The organism is Nocardioides sp., assembly GCF_036374615.1.
GTDB lineage: Bacteria > Actinomycetota > Actinomycetes > Propionibacteriales > Nocardioidaceae > Nocardioides.
This window is the reverse complement of sequence record NZ_DASUTK010000115.1, coordinates 1-13,518: the sequence shown is the minus strand read 5'-3', so window position 1 is coordinate 13,518 and position 13,518 is coordinate 1. Positions and strand designations below refer to the sequence as shown.

The window sequence follows — 13,518 nt, the reverse complement described above, 5'->3', positions numbered from 1 at the left end:
GCGTTCGGCTCGTCCGGGGTTGCCAAGGTCGCCTCGGTTCCCTCCGCGTCGCCGGTGATCCGACTCAGTCCGTACAGTCCGGCGGCGAAACTGATGAAGGGTGCCGACCAGTCATAAAGCAGGCTGCCCTTGATGCTGCCTCGTACCGGACGCACGTGCTCTGATCGCGCACGGAGCACCTCACCCTCGGCGAGTTGGATTGGCAGGATTCGGCCAGCCGTGCCCAAGCGCAGCGTCGGGTTGGCAGCCTCAGAGCCAGCGGCCAGGTGAATCGGGTTGTGCAAACGGGTGACTAGTGGCATCAGCACGACATAGGCAACGATCCGCAAGAACGGCGGCAGGAACAACACGAGGGCTGCAATCGCCAGTAGCCACTTCCACGATCCCACGAACTGGTCAACGACCCATCCAACGCCGGACTCCTTTGACTCCTCCAACCGCGCCATTTCGGCGTCGACTTCGGCCTTGCGCCGCTCAGTGCCCTTCAGCGCCGCTTCGGCGTCGTCGACGGCCTTCTGTGCGTCCTTGCACTTGTTTCCAGGGAGCGGCCTCTGGATGAGATCCCCCCACCAAGGACAGATGTCTTCTCGCCGCTCGATAGCATCCTGTTTGCGGCCCTCCAGCTCGACCCGGAGCTCTTGTTGCGCCCGCGAGACGGCCTCCAGGCGGTCCCTCTCAGCCACAGCGTCCTTCACCGACGGCACCAAGAACTGCACGAGCAGAATGGCGAGGAAGCCCGTCAGCACGATGACGATCAGCAGCCCCAACTTCTTGATGAGAAACCCGAGAACCGCTGAGATCAGACGCACGCCTGTGACTCTAGGTGTTGCTGGTCAGCCCAGGAGGCGATTCGCTGCCTGCGTAGGTCAGAGCCATGTTGTCGGGCTGCGCGAATCAACGTGCACGCTTCGTGAGCAAAGCGACGCACTCCACATGGTGAGTCATCGGGAACAGGTCGAAGGCTCGCAGCGCCCGCAGGCCGTAGCCGTGCTCGGCGAAGATCGCGACGTCGCGGGCCAATGCGGCCGGGTCGCAGGCGACGTACGCGACCGCCCGGGGGGTGCGCGCCACGACCTGCTCGACCACTGCCCGACGGGCTCCCTCGCGGGGCGGGTCGAGCACGACCAGGTCGAACGGCTCGTCGTACGCCGACGTGAGCACCTGGTCGACGGCGCCCGGCGCGACCTCGGCGAAGCCCCCGAGGTTGCGTTGCGCGTGCCGGCAGGCCGCGCGGTTCCCCTCAACTGCGACGACGCGAGCCTCCGGGCCGACGGCGTCGGCGAGGAAGGCCGCGAACAGGCCGACCCCGGCGTACAGGTCGAGCACCGACTCCCCCGGCCTCGGCTCGAGGAACGACAGCACCGTGTCGACCAGCACGGCCGGCGCTCCGGGGTGCACCTGCCAGAAGCCGCCCTCGGCGACCGAGAACGACCGGCCGTGGACGACGTGGGACGGCTGCGCGGGCCCTTCGATCAGGCACTCCTCGACCACCACGACGTCGTGCGATCGGTGCTTGCGCATGCCCCGCCGGCCGTCCGGGAGCTCGACGTAGCGCTGGCGGGTGCGCCAGTGGAGCCCGTCGACATCGCCGGGGACGGCCTCGACCGTCACGTCGACCTCGAGACCCGCGAGGCGTGACAGCTGCTCCTGCACGACCGTGGCCTTGAGTGCTCGCTGTGCGGGCATCGCCACGTGCTGGAAGTCGCAGCCGCCACAGGCGTCCGGGCCGGCGTAGGGGCACGGTGCAGCCACCCGGTCGGGCGACGGGTCGAGGACCGCCACGGCATCGGCCCGCCAGAAGCGGTCGCCCTCGCTGCCCTCGGTGACCACCACGTCCACCCGCTCACCGGGAAGCGCATGGCGGACGAACACCACTCGGCCCTCCGCCCGGGCGACGCAGTGGCCACCGTGCGCCACCGGTCCGACCTCGACGGTGAACCGGTCCCCGACCCGCGAGGCGCCGCGCTGGGCACGCGCCCGGGGCTGGTGCTGCCTCCGCCTCGTCACCGCTGCACTTGGCGGTTCGAGTCGCCCTGCCGGACGTTGCCGCGACGCAGGTCGCCGGACCGGACCCGGGTGTCGTTCTGCCGCTCGCGCTCGGCGGCGATCTGCGACGAGCGCAGCTGGTAGGGCACCGAGATCACCATCACGCCCGGGCTGAACAGCAGCCGGCCCTTGAGCCGCAGCGCGGTCTGGTTGTGGAGCAGCTGCTCCCACCACCGGCCGACGACGTACTCCGGGATGTAGACGGCGACCACGCCGCGCGGGTTGGCGCGCCGGATCTCCTGGGCGTAGTCGGAGATCGGCCGCACGATCTCGCGGTACGGCGAGTACAGCACCTTGAGGGGTACGCCGAGATTGCGGTCCTCCCATGCCGCGAGCACCCGGTTGGTGGCGGCGGTGTCGGTGGCGACGTACACGCCCTCGAGCACGTTCGGGCGGGAGGCCTTCGCGAATGCCAGCGCACGCAGCGTCGGCTTGTGCAGCTTCGAGACCAGGACGATGGCGTGCACCCGGGTCGGGAGCACCTTGTCCTCCTCGTCGGCGGCCAGCTCGAGCTCGACGTTGCGGTAGTGGCGGCTGATCGCCTGCATCACCAGGAAGAAGGAGGTCATGGCCAAGATGGCGATCCACGCCCCGGCCAGGAACTTCGTGATCAGCACGACCACCAGGACGACGCTCGTGAACGTGAGGCCGACGGTGTTGATCGCCCGTGAACGCTGCATGCGCAGCCGGGTTGCCGGATCCTTCTCGGTCCGCAGGTGTCGCGACCAGTGCCGGATCATGCCGAGCTGGCTCAGGGTGAACGAGACGAAGACCCCGACGATGTAGAGCTGGATCAGCCGCGTCACCTGGGCGTCGAAGGCGAGGATCAAGATGATCGCCATCACCGCGAGGAAGACGATGCCGTTGCTGTAGGCGAGCCGGTCGCCCCGGGACCCCAGGGCCCGGGGCAGCAGGCCGTCCTCGGCGAGGATCGAGCCGAGCACCGGGAAGCCGTTGAACGCGGTGTTGGCGGCCAGCACCAGGATCACGCCGGTGACGATGACGACGAAGTAGAAGCCCGGCGGGAAGCCGTCGAAGACCGCGTCGGCGATCTGCGCGATCAGCGTGTGCTGGACGTACCCCTCGGGCACAGGGCTCCCGTCGGCCTGGGTGAGCCGGTCGAGGTCGTGCGGGTCGACGTACCGCACGCCCATCTGCCGGGCGAGGGTGATGACGCTCAGCATCATGGTGATCGCGATCAGGCCGAGCAGCAGGAGCGTCGTCGCGGCGTTCCGGCTCTTGGGTCGACGGAACGCCGGCACGCCGTTCGAGATCGCCTCGACGCCGGTCAGCGCCGCACAACCCGACGAGAACGCCCGCGCGAGCAGGATCATCAGGCCGAGGGTCGTGAGCTCACCCTCATACCCCGGCGACGCCTCGATCCGGAGCGAGGCGCTCTCGACCTCCGGAAGCCGGCCCACGATCATGAGGTAGAGCCCGGTGCCGCACATGGCGGCCATCGCCACGATGAAGAGGTAGGTCGGGACCGCGAAGAACGTCCCCGACTCCCGGATCCCGCGCAGGTTCATCGCGGTCAGCAGGGCCACGAGCAGCGCGGCGAACGTCGCCTGGTGGCCGGCGAGCGGACTGATCGCCGCGGCGGCGTACTGGGATGCCGACGAGATCGAGACGGCCACCGTGAGGACGTAGTCGACCAGCAGCGCGCTCGCCACGGTCATGCCCGCGGTGCGCCCGAGGTTGACCGTCGCCACCTCGTAGTCCCCGCCGCCGCTGGGATAGGCGTGCACGGTCTGCCGGTACGACGCGATCACGGCCGTCATCACCAGGGCGACCGCGATGCCCACCTTCCAGGACCAGGTGTACGCCGACACGCCTGCCGCCGACAGCATGATGAAGATCTCGTCGGGGGCGTAGGCCACTGACGACAACGCGTCGCTGGCGAACACCGGCAGTGCGATCTTCTTGGAGAGCAGCGTCTCGCCGAGCTGCGAGCTTCGGAGCTTGCGACCCAGCAGGATGCGCTTCGAGACGTCGCCGACACCCACGACGGAAGACGTTAGACCCTCGCGCCCCATTGGGTGGTATCGCCTGGGATACGGTTCGTGTCGTGCACGTCGTGATCATGGGCTGCGGCCGCGTCGGCTCGACCCTTGCGCGCAGTCTCGAGGACCGCAACCACACGGTGTCGGTGATCGACAGCGAGCCGGACGCGTTCCGTAGGCTGGGCCCGTCGTTCAACGGCGACAAGGTCACCGGCTTCGGGTTCGACCAGGAGGTCCTGGAGAAGGCGGGCATCCGGCGGGCGGACGCGTTCGCCGCCGTGTCCAGCGGTGACAACTCGAACATCATCGCGGCGCGCGTGGCCAGGGAGACCTTCGGGATCGACAAGGTCGTCGCCCGGATCTACGACCCCGGCCGTGCCGAGGTCTACCAGCGGCTCGGCATCACGACCGTCGCCACCGTCAAGTGGACCGCCGACCAGGTGCTGCGCCGGCTGCTGCCCGCCGGTGCGGAACCGGACTTCCGCGACCCGTCGGGCACGATCCGGCTCGACCATATCCCGGCCCCCGCGTCGTGGATCGGGCAACGCACGGTCCACCTGCAGGAGCAGACCGCGGCGCGGATCGCCTGGATCGACCGGCTCGGCGAGGGCATGCTGCCCAGTCGCGACACGGTGATCCAGGAGGGGGACCTGCTCCACCTGGTGATCCGTGAGGAGAACGCCGCGAAGGCCTACGAAATCCTCGACCGAGGGCCCGAGGAGCACTGAGATGAAGGCAGTGACATGAAGGTGGCAATCGCCGGAGCCGGAGCCGTGGGCCGATCGATCGCGCGCGAGCTGATCGACAACGGCCACCAGGTGCTGCTGATCGACAAGAGCCCCCGCTCGATCAAGCCCGAGCGGGTTCCCGACGCCGAGTGGCTGCTCGCCGACTCCTGCGAGCTGTCCTCCCTCGAGGAGGCACGGCTCGACCAGTGCGACGTGGTGATCGCCGCCACGGGTGACGACAAGGCCAACCTCGTGACGGCGTTGCTGGCGAAGACCGAGTTCGGCGTGCCGCGCACCGTCGGCCGGGTCAACCACCCGAACAACGAGTGGCTCTTCACCGAGGCATGGGGCGTCGACGTCAACGTCTCCACACCGCGGATCATGTCGGCGCTGGTGGAGGAGGCCGTCACGATCGGCGACCTGGTGCGGCTGTTCACGTTCCGCCAGGGCAACGCCAACCTGGTCGAGCTCACGTTGCCGGACGACTCGCCCTACGTCGGCAAGCCGGCCGGCCTGATCCCGTTCCCGGAGAACTGCGCCCTGGTGACGATCCTGCGCGACGGGCAGGTCTACACCCCCGACGCCGAACAGCCGATCGAGGCACACGACGAGCTGCTGTTCGTCGTCAGTGCGGACGTGGAGAACGCCCTGGAGCGGCTGCTGGCTCCGTCACTCCACGGCGGCTGACCCGTCCGCGGCGCTGCTCCGCACCGGCGTGTGGTTGCGCCCGAGCAGCCACGCCATCGCCGCGAGAGCGCCGATCTGGAGCGGCCAGCCGAGCACGACCTTGAGGACGCCCAGCAGCGCGACCGCGGTCTGCGGGTCGAGCGCTCCGCTGTTGCCCGCGAGCCAGATCGGGCCCTGCACCGCAGCGCGCAGCACACAGGGCAGTACGAGCAGCCAGGTCAGCCGGGTGCAGAGCTTCACGATCTGCTTGTCGTCGTGCCACGCGGTCGGGTCGCCGGTCACGCTCCCCACCATGAAGCCGACAAGGGGCCAGCCGATCAGGCACGTCACCGCCATCACCACGGCGTAGCCGCTGTTGTAGAGGATGCCGGGGAGGAAGTACGCCAGCGCCTGCTCGTCCTCGCTGGCGCCGCCGCGGGCGGACATGGTGATGAACAGCCACCCGATCCCGATCCCGACCAGGGCGTTGACGACGAACTGCACGGTCGACCGCTGCACGAGGCGCACCGCCAGCAGCACGAGCGCGGCCGCCAGGCTGACCACCAGGGCTGTGGGCAGGCGATCAGCCACCAGGTAGGTGACGGTGAAGAGGATGGTGGGGACGGCGGCCTCGAGCATGCCGCGGCGGCCGCCCAGCGCCTTGGCCAGCTGGGCGCGTACGACCTGCTCGACGGTCTCGACGTCGGCCGACGCGGCCGAGGACTGATCGGTCACGGCAGCAGCTCGTAGCGCGGGTTGTACATGGAACGGACGCCCTCGAAGACTCCGATCCGGCCCGTGACCCGCAGGTTGCGGCCCGGTGCGATGCCGGTGATCTGCCGGCGCCCCAGCCACACCACCACGAGCACCGCGGAACCGTCGTCGAGCTCCGCCTCGAGTGCCGGAACACCTCCGCGGGGCCGAAGCGTGACCGTGCGCAGCTGCCCCTGTACCGTCACCTGGGCGCGGTCAGGAGCCTCGGAGATCGTGTGCTCCGCCTGGTCCCCGATCTCACGTCGCAGCTGCTCGGCGTGCAGGTCCGGCCCGCTGCTCGCCCATCGGCTCAGGCGCGCCCGCAGTCCGGTCTTCTCGGCCACCTCAGGACTCCCGGTCAGAGTCCTGGTCAGGAGTCTGGCCCGGCGTGTCCGAGCCGACCCGGCGCGCCTCCTCCGGGAGCGTCACGGGCAGCGGGTCCCCGACCGGCATCGCGTGGTCGCCGCGGCGCACGGCGACCTTGGTGAGCGCGTCCTCCCAGGAGGCCGCCATCTCCTCGTCCACCGCGGGCTTGCCGAGGAAGGTCGCGCGCAGCAGCCATCGGGAGCCGTTGATCCCGACGATCCGCGACGGCTGCTGTCCGGTGCGGCCGTCCGGCGTCTTCACGGTGAGCTGGCAGACCAGCTCCGGGCCGAACCGGCCCTCGCGCTCGGTGGCCGTGCCGCCCCGGCGCGCCATGTCGGCCGCCAGCTGCGGCCGGATCTCGCTCCAGAGGTCGCCGTTGCGCGGCGCTGCGAAGGCCCGCAGCTCGACGGCGCCCTCGGCGCCGGCCAGCAGCACGGACTGGACCTGCTGGGTCCGCTCGTCGACCTGGAGCCGCAGCTCGCTGCCGGGCACCGGCGCCACCAGCATGGACCCGAGATCGACGCGGGCGACCCCGTCGTCGGGGACCTCGTCGGCGTCGAACGGGCCGGTGCGGGTCGTGGCTTGCACCTGCGCCGTCTCCTCCGGCCCGGCGGGGTCCGCCGGGTCGGGGGTGGTGCTGGACTTGCGGCCGAACCTCACAACGTCATCTCCTCCGGACCGGTCGCTCAGGCGGGACCGAATCCTCCGGTAGAACCGTAACCCCCGGCACCACGCGCGGACTCGGGAAGGGCGGACACCTCCACGAAGCGAGCCCGCTCGAAGCGCTGGATCACCAGCTGGGCGATCCGGTCACCGCGCTTGAGCTCGACCGGCGTCGTCGGGTCGTGGTTGATGAGCATCACCTTGATCTCGCCTCGATAGCCGGCGTCGATCGTGCCCGGGCTGTTGACGATGGAGAGCCCGTGCCGCGCCGCGAGCCCTGAGCGCGGGTGCACGAGCGCCACGTAGCCCTCTGGGAGCGCGACGGCGATCCCGGTCGGCACCATCGCCCGCTCGCCGGGTCCCAACGTCACGTCGACGGTCGTGGTGAGGTCGGCGCCCGCGTCTCCGGGGTGCGCGTAACCGGGCACGGGGGCGTCCGGGTCGAGCCGGGTGATCTGAACGTCGAGGTCGGGTTCCTGAGGCACGGGCGGTGACACTACCGGGGCTCCTCCCTCCTACGATGCAGCCCGTGGAGTACGCCGAACGCCTGACCGTGCCGCTGCGGTGGTGGGTCCAGGGCACCATGCTGGTGGCCAGTCTCTGGCTCGCCACGGTGGTCGCACTCCCCCCGGCCGCGGCGTGGGCCCTGACCGCCCTCGCGCTGGCCCTGATGGCTGCGCTGCTGGTCGGCTACGGATCGGCTGCGATCCGGGTCGGCGACGGACACCTGACCGCCGGCCGGGCGCGGATCGGGGCCGACCACGTCGGCGAGGCCGTCGCACTGGATGCCGACGCGGCCCGCCGGCTGGGCGGCCCGGAGGCCGACGCCCGCGCCTACCTACTGCTGCGGCCCTACCTGAAACGGGCGGTCCGGGTCGAGATCACCGACCCGGCGGACCCTGCGCCGTACTGGCTGCTGAGCACGCGGCGGCCCGACGAGCTCGCCGCAGCGCTCCAGGCTCTGACCTCGGACTCCACTCACGGGTGAGGCGCCGGGACTGGTGGTCCGGGTTAGGGTCGGGGCATGGCATCGGGAGACTCGTCGAAGGTCTGGACCGCGTTCTCGCTCGTGGCGGTCCTCGGCGCCGCGGCAGCGACCAAGAAGGTCCTCAACACCTCGTGGAAGGCGGCCACCGGTAAGACGCCGCCCGCCAACCCGGCCGACCCGGACGTGGACGTCAGGGAGGCGGTGGCCTGGGCCGTCGTCAGCGGTGCCCTGATCGGGTTGGCGCGGATGTTCGCGGCCCGCCGGGCGGCCGGCTACTACACCAAGTCGACCGGGCACCTGCCGCCGGACCTGCGCAAGGACGAGCAGGACCCGGACAAACCGACCCCCACGACGTGACGCTCAGCTGACCTCGGCGGAGGTCAGGCGCAGTCCTTGCAGATCATCTTCTTCGCGTCCGCCAGCTGGCTGTGGTGGTGGACCAGGAAGCAGCTCATGCAGGTGAACTCGTCCTCCTGCTTGGGCTTGACCTCGACCGCGAGCTCCTCGTGGGAGAGGTCGGCACCGGGCAGCTCGAAGGACTCGGCCGCCTCCGCCTCGTCCTCGTCGACCTTGCCGGAGTTCTTGTCGTGACGACGCGCCTTGAGCTCTTCGATGCTCTCCTCGGACTGGTCTTCCTCGTTCTTCCGAGGTGCGTCGTAATCGGTCGCCATCTCTCTCCCACTTCCCGGTCGGCCGCCGGTTTGCGGCGGTGCCAACCAGATGCTCCGCGTTTGTCGTCCAGTGCTCACGTGCGTACGTCGGCGCCAAAGTGTGCACCATGAGGGTCGCTCCGTGCACACCGGTTCCACGACGTGTCGCCTGAACGCGCGGGGGTGGGCTGCTATTCCACCTCTGAGGGTGGATTCCTGCCGACGAAACCGCACTCCTCGAGCAACGCCACGAAGTCGTCCCAGCCGTCGGCGGGAGCGGCGATCACGACCTTCCGACCGGTCTCGCCCAGCTCCGCGGCGAGACCCCCCGGCAGCAGGCCGAACCTGGCCCCCGCCTCGGTGGCCACCAGCGAGCCGGCCGACCAGTCCCAGGCGTTCGGGCCCTCCTCGACGTACCCGTCGGCGCTCCCCTCCGCGACATGGCACAGGTCGAGCGCGCAGGACCCCATCCGCCGGATGTCGCGCACCCTCGGCAGCAGCCGGGCGACCCGCGCTGCCTGTCCGGCACGGACGTCGGTGCGGTAGCCGAAGCCGGTCAGGACCAGCCGCTGCGCCAGCGGCGGACTCGGTCGCACCCGGAGCGCGACCCCGTCCCGGGTCGAGCCGAGGCCGCGCGCGGCGACGTACTCCGTCCCGGTGGCGGCGTTCAGCACCACGGCGGCCACGGTTGCGCCGGCCACCTCGGCCCCGATCGAGACGGCGTACTCCGGCAGCCCGTAGACGTAGTTGACGGTGCCGTCGATCGGGTCGATCACCCAGCGCACTCCGCTGGGGCCGCTGTGGTCATCGCCCTCCTCCCCCACCACCGAGTCGTCCGGGCGCGCCTCGAGCAGCCGTCGGCGGATCAGGTCCTCGCTCGCCCGGTCCGCCTCGGTCACCACGTCCACGGAGCTGCTCTTGGTGTCGGCGACCGTCGCGCCCCCGACCCGACGTTCGCGCACCAGCGCGGCAGCCTCGCGGGCGACGTCGAGGGCGAGGTCGCGCAGCGCCGCCGGCTCGTCCGCGGTCACCCGGCCTCGCCACCGACCGTGGCGCGCTCGCCACGCGGGTTGGGGCAGCATCCGGCCACGCACCGGTCCCACGACGGCGGTAGGCCCCCGACGTGGTGGCGGACCGGGTCGTCGCCGCGCTCCGCCGCAGCCCGCTCGACGAGCAGGTCGCGGACCATCGCCACGAACCGGGGGTCGATGCCCGGAGTCGCGGCCCTCACCGCGGGCAGGCCGAGGTCCGACGCGGTCGCGAGCGCCTCCGTGTCGAGGTCGTACACGACCTCCATGTGGTCCGAGACGAACCCGATCGGCACCATCACCACCCCACTCGCCCCGCGCTTCGCGAGCAGCTCGAGGTGGTCGTTGACGTCCGGCTCCAGCCACGGCACCGACGGCGGACCGGAGCGGGAGCAGAACACGAGCTCGTGCGGGAACCGGTGGCCGGTCTCCTGCCGCACCCGCTCGACGACCACGGCCGCAGCCGCGGTGTGCTGCCGCAGGTACCAACCGCCACTCGGGCCACTGGTGTCGTTCATCGGGTCGGGGATGGAGTGGGTGACGAACGCCAGCTGCGCGTCCTCGCGGGTGCCGTCGGGCAGCTCGGCGAGCGCGGCCAGGGTGGCGTCCACGACCGGTTCCACGAACCCCGGGTGGTTGAAGTAGTGGCGCAGCCGGTCCAGCTGCGGCGCCCCGGGGACCTCGGCCGCCGCGGCTGCGAGGTTCTCGCGGTACTGCCGGCAGCCCGAGTACGACGCGTACGCGCTGGTGACGAAGCAGACCGCTCGCGTGACACCGTCGGCGGCCATCTCACGCAGCGCGTCGGTCAGGTAGGGGTCCCAGTTCCGGTTGCCCCAGTAGACCGGGATGTCGACCCCGGCGCCGGCCAGGTCCTCCCGCAGCGCCGCGACCAGGGCGCGGTTCTGGTCGTTGATCGGTGACCGACCACCGAAGAGGTGGTAGTGCCGTCCCACCTCGGCCAGCCGGTCGCGCGGGATGCTCTTGCCGCGGGTGACGTTCTCCAGGAACGGGATCACGTCCTCGGGCTTCTCGGGGCCGCCGAACGAGACGAGCAGGAGGGCGTCGTACGGCTGCACGTCGACGGTCATGCCGCCATCGTATTTGCAGGGGTTCGCCGAGTGCCCGGCGGCACTAGGCTTCGCTGGCCATGCTCGACACCTACCGACGGATCCTGGACGTGCCGGGAACGCTGGCGTTCTCGGCGGCAGGGCTGGTCGCGCGGCTGCCGATCTCGATGGTCGGGCTGGGCATCGTGCTCCTCGTCGAACGGGCGTCGGGCTCCTACGGGCTGGCGGGTGCGGTCTCTGCCATCTACGTCGCCGCGGGAGCCGTCTGCACGATCCTCCAGGGGCGGCTGCTCGACCGGCTGGGCCAGGCACGCGTGCTGGTGCCCGTGGTCGGCGTCTTCACGGTCGCACTGGTGCTGCTGGTCGTGTCGGTGCAGGCGGACTGGCCGGCCGCGTCGACGTACGTCTTCGCGGCGCTGGGCGGCGCCACGCTGCCGGCCGCCGGGTCCTGCGTGAGGGCGCGCTGGTCCCACGCGCTGACCGGTCGGCCCGCCGACCTGCAGACGGCGTTCGCGCTCGAGGCCGTGGTCGACGAGAGCGTCTTCATCGTCGGGCCGATCCTGGTCACGGTCCTCGCCACCGCGATCCACCCGGTCGTGGGGCTGGCCACCGCGCTCGTCGCCGGGTTGGCCGGCACCGTGTTCCTGGCCGCCCAGCGGCGTACGGAGCCCCCGGTCCACGACCGGGACCGCTCGAGCCGCCGGGGCAGCCTGCCCTGGCGGACCCTGGCGCCCCTCAGCGTCGTCACGCTCGCGCTCGGCGCGCTCTTCGGCGCTGCGGAGGTGGTGACGGTGGCGTTCTCCGAGGAGCAGGGCAGCCAGGCGTACGCCGGCCCGCTGCTGGCGCTCTGGGCCCTGGGCAGCCTGATGGCCGGCCTGATCACCGGCGCGGTGCACTGGAGGAACCCGGTCGTCGACCGGCTCCGGATCGGTGCGCTCGGCATGTTCGCCGCGATGGTGCCGTTGCCCTTCGTGGGGTCGGTCTGGCTGATGGCCGGGATCCTGCTGCTCGGCGGGTTCGCGATCGCGCCGACCCTGATCGCCAGCACCTCGTTGGTCGAGCAGACCGTGCCCCCGTCCCGCCTCACCGAGGGCATGGCCCTCCTCCACACCGGGATCGTCGCGGGCGTCGCCCCGGGCGCCGCCCTCGCGGGCGCGATCGTCGACCAGGCCGGGCCGTCGGCGGCGTACCTCGTGTCGGTGGGTGCCGGTCTGCTCGCCGCCCTCGGAGCACTCCTGGTGCCGCGGGCCCGAGTGACCGGTCAGTAGATTCCCCGCATGGTTCTCCCACCCGAGTGGCGCAACTGGTGCGGCCTGGAGTCGGCGCGGCCGCAGGAGGTCTACGCTCCGCGGACCGTCGACGACGTCGTGACGGCGGTCGAGGTGGCACGGGCCGCCGGGACCACCGTGAAGATGGCAGGCACGGGGCACAGCTTCACCGCGATCGCTGCACCCGAGCACACGCAGCTGTTGCCGCACCAGCTGACCGGGATCCTGGCGGTCGACCGCAACGCCATGACCGTGACCGCACGGGCCGGCACCCAGCTGCACGTCCTCAACGCCGGGCTGGAGAGATCGGGTCTCTCCCTCCACAACATGGGCGACATCGCGGAGCAGACGATCGCGGGCGCGGTCTCGACCGGGACCCACGGCAGCGGGGGCCGCGTCGCGTCGCTCGCCGCCCAGGTGTCCGGCTTCGAGCTCGTCACCGGGACCGGCGAGGTGGTGCGCGCCTCCGCCACGGAGAACTCCGATGTCTTCGACATCGGGCGGGTGGGTCTCGGCGCGCTGGGCGTCCTGACCAGCGTGACGTTCGAGGTCGAGCCTCGGTTCGTCCTGCGGGCGCACGAGCGACCGGTCACGTGGGACGAGGGCGTCAGCTCGCTGCTCGACCTCGCCGAGGAGCACGACCACGTCGACGCGTACTGGTTCCCCCACACCGCCCGGATGCAGGTGAAGACGAACGACCGCGTGGACGTGGCCGACCCGCTGCCCCGCTGGCGCGCCCTCCTCGACGACGACCTGCTGGCCAACCGGCTCTTCGCCGTCGCCAACCGGCTGGGGACCGCCGCGCCGGCGCTGGCACCGGCCATCAACCAGGTCTCGGCGAGGGCGCTGACCGAGCGCACGTACGCCGACGTCGCCCACCGGGTCTTCACCACCCCACGGCACGTGGGGTTCAAGGAGATGGAGTACGCGCTGCCGCTGGCGGCAGCGGTGGACGCGCTGGGCGCCGCCCGACGTGCGATCGAGGCGTCGGACTGGCGGATCAGCTTCCCGGTCGAGATCCGGGTCGTACCGGCCGACGACATCCCGCTCTCGAGCGGTTACGGCCGCGACAGCGTCTACCTGGCCTTCCACACCTGGGTCGGCGCCGAGCACCGGCCCTACTTCGCCGGGATCGAGCGGATCATGCGCGACCACGACGGCCGACCGCACTGGGGCAAGCTCCACACCCGCACCGCGGAGGACCTGGCGCCGGCGTACCCGCTGTTCGACGAGTTCCTGGCGCTGCGCGACCGGCTCGACCCCGACCGGGTCTTCGACAACGCCTACCTGCG

16 protein-coding genes are annotated in these 13,518 nt (G+C 71.1%); 6 read left to right on the top strand and 10 right to left on the bottom strand.

Annotated elements, in window-relative coordinates:
- The 3 genes from VFZ39_RS09335 to VFZ39_RS09325 all read right to left on the bottom strand — a co-directional run.
- Positions 1-809 (bottom strand): hypothetical protein (locus VFZ39_RS09335; protein ID WP_330865466.1); only part of this gene is annotated, 809 nt, incomplete at its 3' end.
- Positions 810-894: 85 nt separating this feature from the next.
- Positions 895-2,007: a class I SAM-dependent RNA methyltransferase gene (locus VFZ39_RS09330; RefSeq protein ID WP_330865465.1), complete on the bottom strand. Its 1,113-nt coding sequence runs from the start codon at positions 2,005-2,007 to the stop codon at positions 895-897.
- Positions 2,004-4,052: an APC family permease gene (locus VFZ39_RS09325; RefSeq protein ID WP_414690279.1), complete on the bottom strand. Its 2,049-nt coding sequence runs from the start codon at positions 4,050-4,052 to the stop codon at positions 2,004-2,006. The genes VFZ39_RS09330 and VFZ39_RS09325 overlap by 4 nt, the downstream gene beginning before the upstream one ends.
- 77 nt (positions 4,053-4,129) lie before the next feature.
- On the opposite strand from VFZ39_RS09325, the gene VFZ39_RS09320 reads away from it, so the two are divergent.
- Entirely contained in the window at positions 4,130-4,777 is a 648-nt protein-coding gene (locus VFZ39_RS09320) for a potassium channel family protein (RefSeq protein ID WP_414690280.1), read from the top strand.
- A gap of 15 nt (positions 4,778-4,792) precedes the next feature.
- Positions 4,793-5,464 (top strand): TrkA family potassium uptake protein, encoded by a 672-nt coding sequence (locus VFZ39_RS09315; protein ID WP_330865462.1) that lies wholly within the window; start codon positions 4,793-4,795, stop codon positions 5,462-5,464.
- Here VFZ39_RS09315 and VFZ39_RS09310 read toward each other — a convergent pair.
- The 4 genes from VFZ39_RS09310 to dut are packed head-to-tail and all read right to left on the bottom strand — an operon-like array spanning position 5,447 to position 7,710.
- The gene (locus VFZ39_RS09310) at positions 5,447-6,178 is read right to left on the bottom strand and encodes a DUF3159 domain-containing protein (protein WP_330865461.1); all 732 of its coding nucleotides are present in this window, start codon (positions 6,176-6,178) and stop codon (positions 5,447-5,449) included. The two genes, VFZ39_RS09315 and VFZ39_RS09310, sit on opposite strands and share 18 nt — an antisense overlap.
- Positions 6,175-6,540 carry an OB-fold nucleic acid binding domain-containing protein gene (locus VFZ39_RS09305; protein ID WP_330865460.1) on the bottom strand — a complete coding sequence of 122 codons (366 nt, stop codon included), beginning with the start codon at positions 6,538-6,540 and terminating at the stop codon, positions 6,175-6,177. The genes VFZ39_RS09310 and VFZ39_RS09305 overlap by 4 nt, the downstream gene beginning before the upstream one ends.
- 1 nt (position 6,541) lies before the next feature.
- The gene (locus VFZ39_RS09300; protein ID WP_330865459.1) at positions 6,542-7,222 is read right to left on the bottom strand and encodes a DUF3710 domain-containing protein; all 681 of its coding nucleotides are present in this window, start codon (positions 7,220-7,222) and stop codon (positions 6,542-6,544) included.
- Between the two features lie 26 nt (positions 7,223-7,248).
- Positions 7,249-7,710 carry a dUTP diphosphatase gene (gene dut / locus VFZ39_RS09295; protein WP_330865458.1) on the bottom strand — a complete coding sequence of 154 codons (462 nt, stop codon included), beginning with the start codon at positions 7,708-7,710 and terminating at the stop codon, positions 7,249-7,251.
- A 35-nt stretch (positions 7,711-7,745) separates the two neighbouring features.
- Between dut and VFZ39_RS09290 the strand changes: the two genes are divergently transcribed.
- Both VFZ39_RS09290 and VFZ39_RS09285 read left to right on the top strand, forming a co-directional pair.
- Positions 7,746-8,213: a DUF3093 domain-containing protein gene (locus tag VFZ39_RS09290; protein ID WP_330865457.1), complete on the top strand. Its 468-nt coding sequence runs from the start codon at positions 7,746-7,748 to the stop codon at positions 8,211-8,213.
- A gap of 36 nt (positions 8,214-8,249) precedes the next feature.
- A complete protein-coding gene (locus VFZ39_RS09285; RefSeq protein WP_330865456.1) occupies positions 8,250-8,570 on the top strand; it encodes a DUF4235 domain-containing protein in 321 nt (106 codons plus the stop codon).
- Between the two features lie 23 nt (positions 8,571-8,593).
- Here the strand turns inward: VFZ39_RS09285 and VFZ39_RS09280 are convergent, their stop codons facing one another.
- From VFZ39_RS09280 to VFZ39_RS09270, 3 genes are all read right to left on the bottom strand, one after another.
- Positions 8,594-8,884 (bottom strand): DUF4193 domain-containing protein, encoded by a 291-nt coding sequence (locus VFZ39_RS09280; RefSeq protein WP_330865455.1) that lies wholly within the window; start codon positions 8,882-8,884, stop codon positions 8,594-8,596.
- A 170-nt stretch (positions 8,885-9,054) separates the two neighbouring features.
- Positions 9,055-9,894, bottom strand: coding sequence for an inositol monophosphatase family protein (locus tag VFZ39_RS09275; protein ID WP_330865454.1), 840 nt, complete (start codon positions 9,892-9,894; stop codon positions 9,055-9,057).
- Positions 9,891-10,979 (bottom strand): ferrochelatase, encoded by a 1,089-nt coding sequence (locus tag VFZ39_RS09270; protein WP_330865453.1) that lies wholly within the window; start codon positions 10,977-10,979, stop codon positions 9,891-9,893. Before VFZ39_RS09270 ends, VFZ39_RS09275 begins: the two co-directional genes overlap by 4 nt.
- Before the next feature lie 59 nt (positions 10,980-11,038).
- Here VFZ39_RS09270 and VFZ39_RS09265 point away from each other — a divergent pair, with 59 nt between their 5' ends.
- Together VFZ39_RS09265 and VFZ39_RS09260 are read left to right on the top strand one after the other, a co-directional pair.
- Entirely contained in the window at positions 11,039-12,226 is a 1,188-nt protein-coding gene (locus tag VFZ39_RS09265) for an MFS transporter (RefSeq protein ID WP_330865452.1), read from the top strand.
- 9 nt (positions 12,227-12,235) lie between these two features.
- A partial coding sequence (locus VFZ39_RS09260; RefSeq protein WP_330865451.1) for a D-arabinono-1,4-lactone oxidase occupies positions 12,236-13,518 on the top strand: 1,283 nt, incomplete at its 3' end.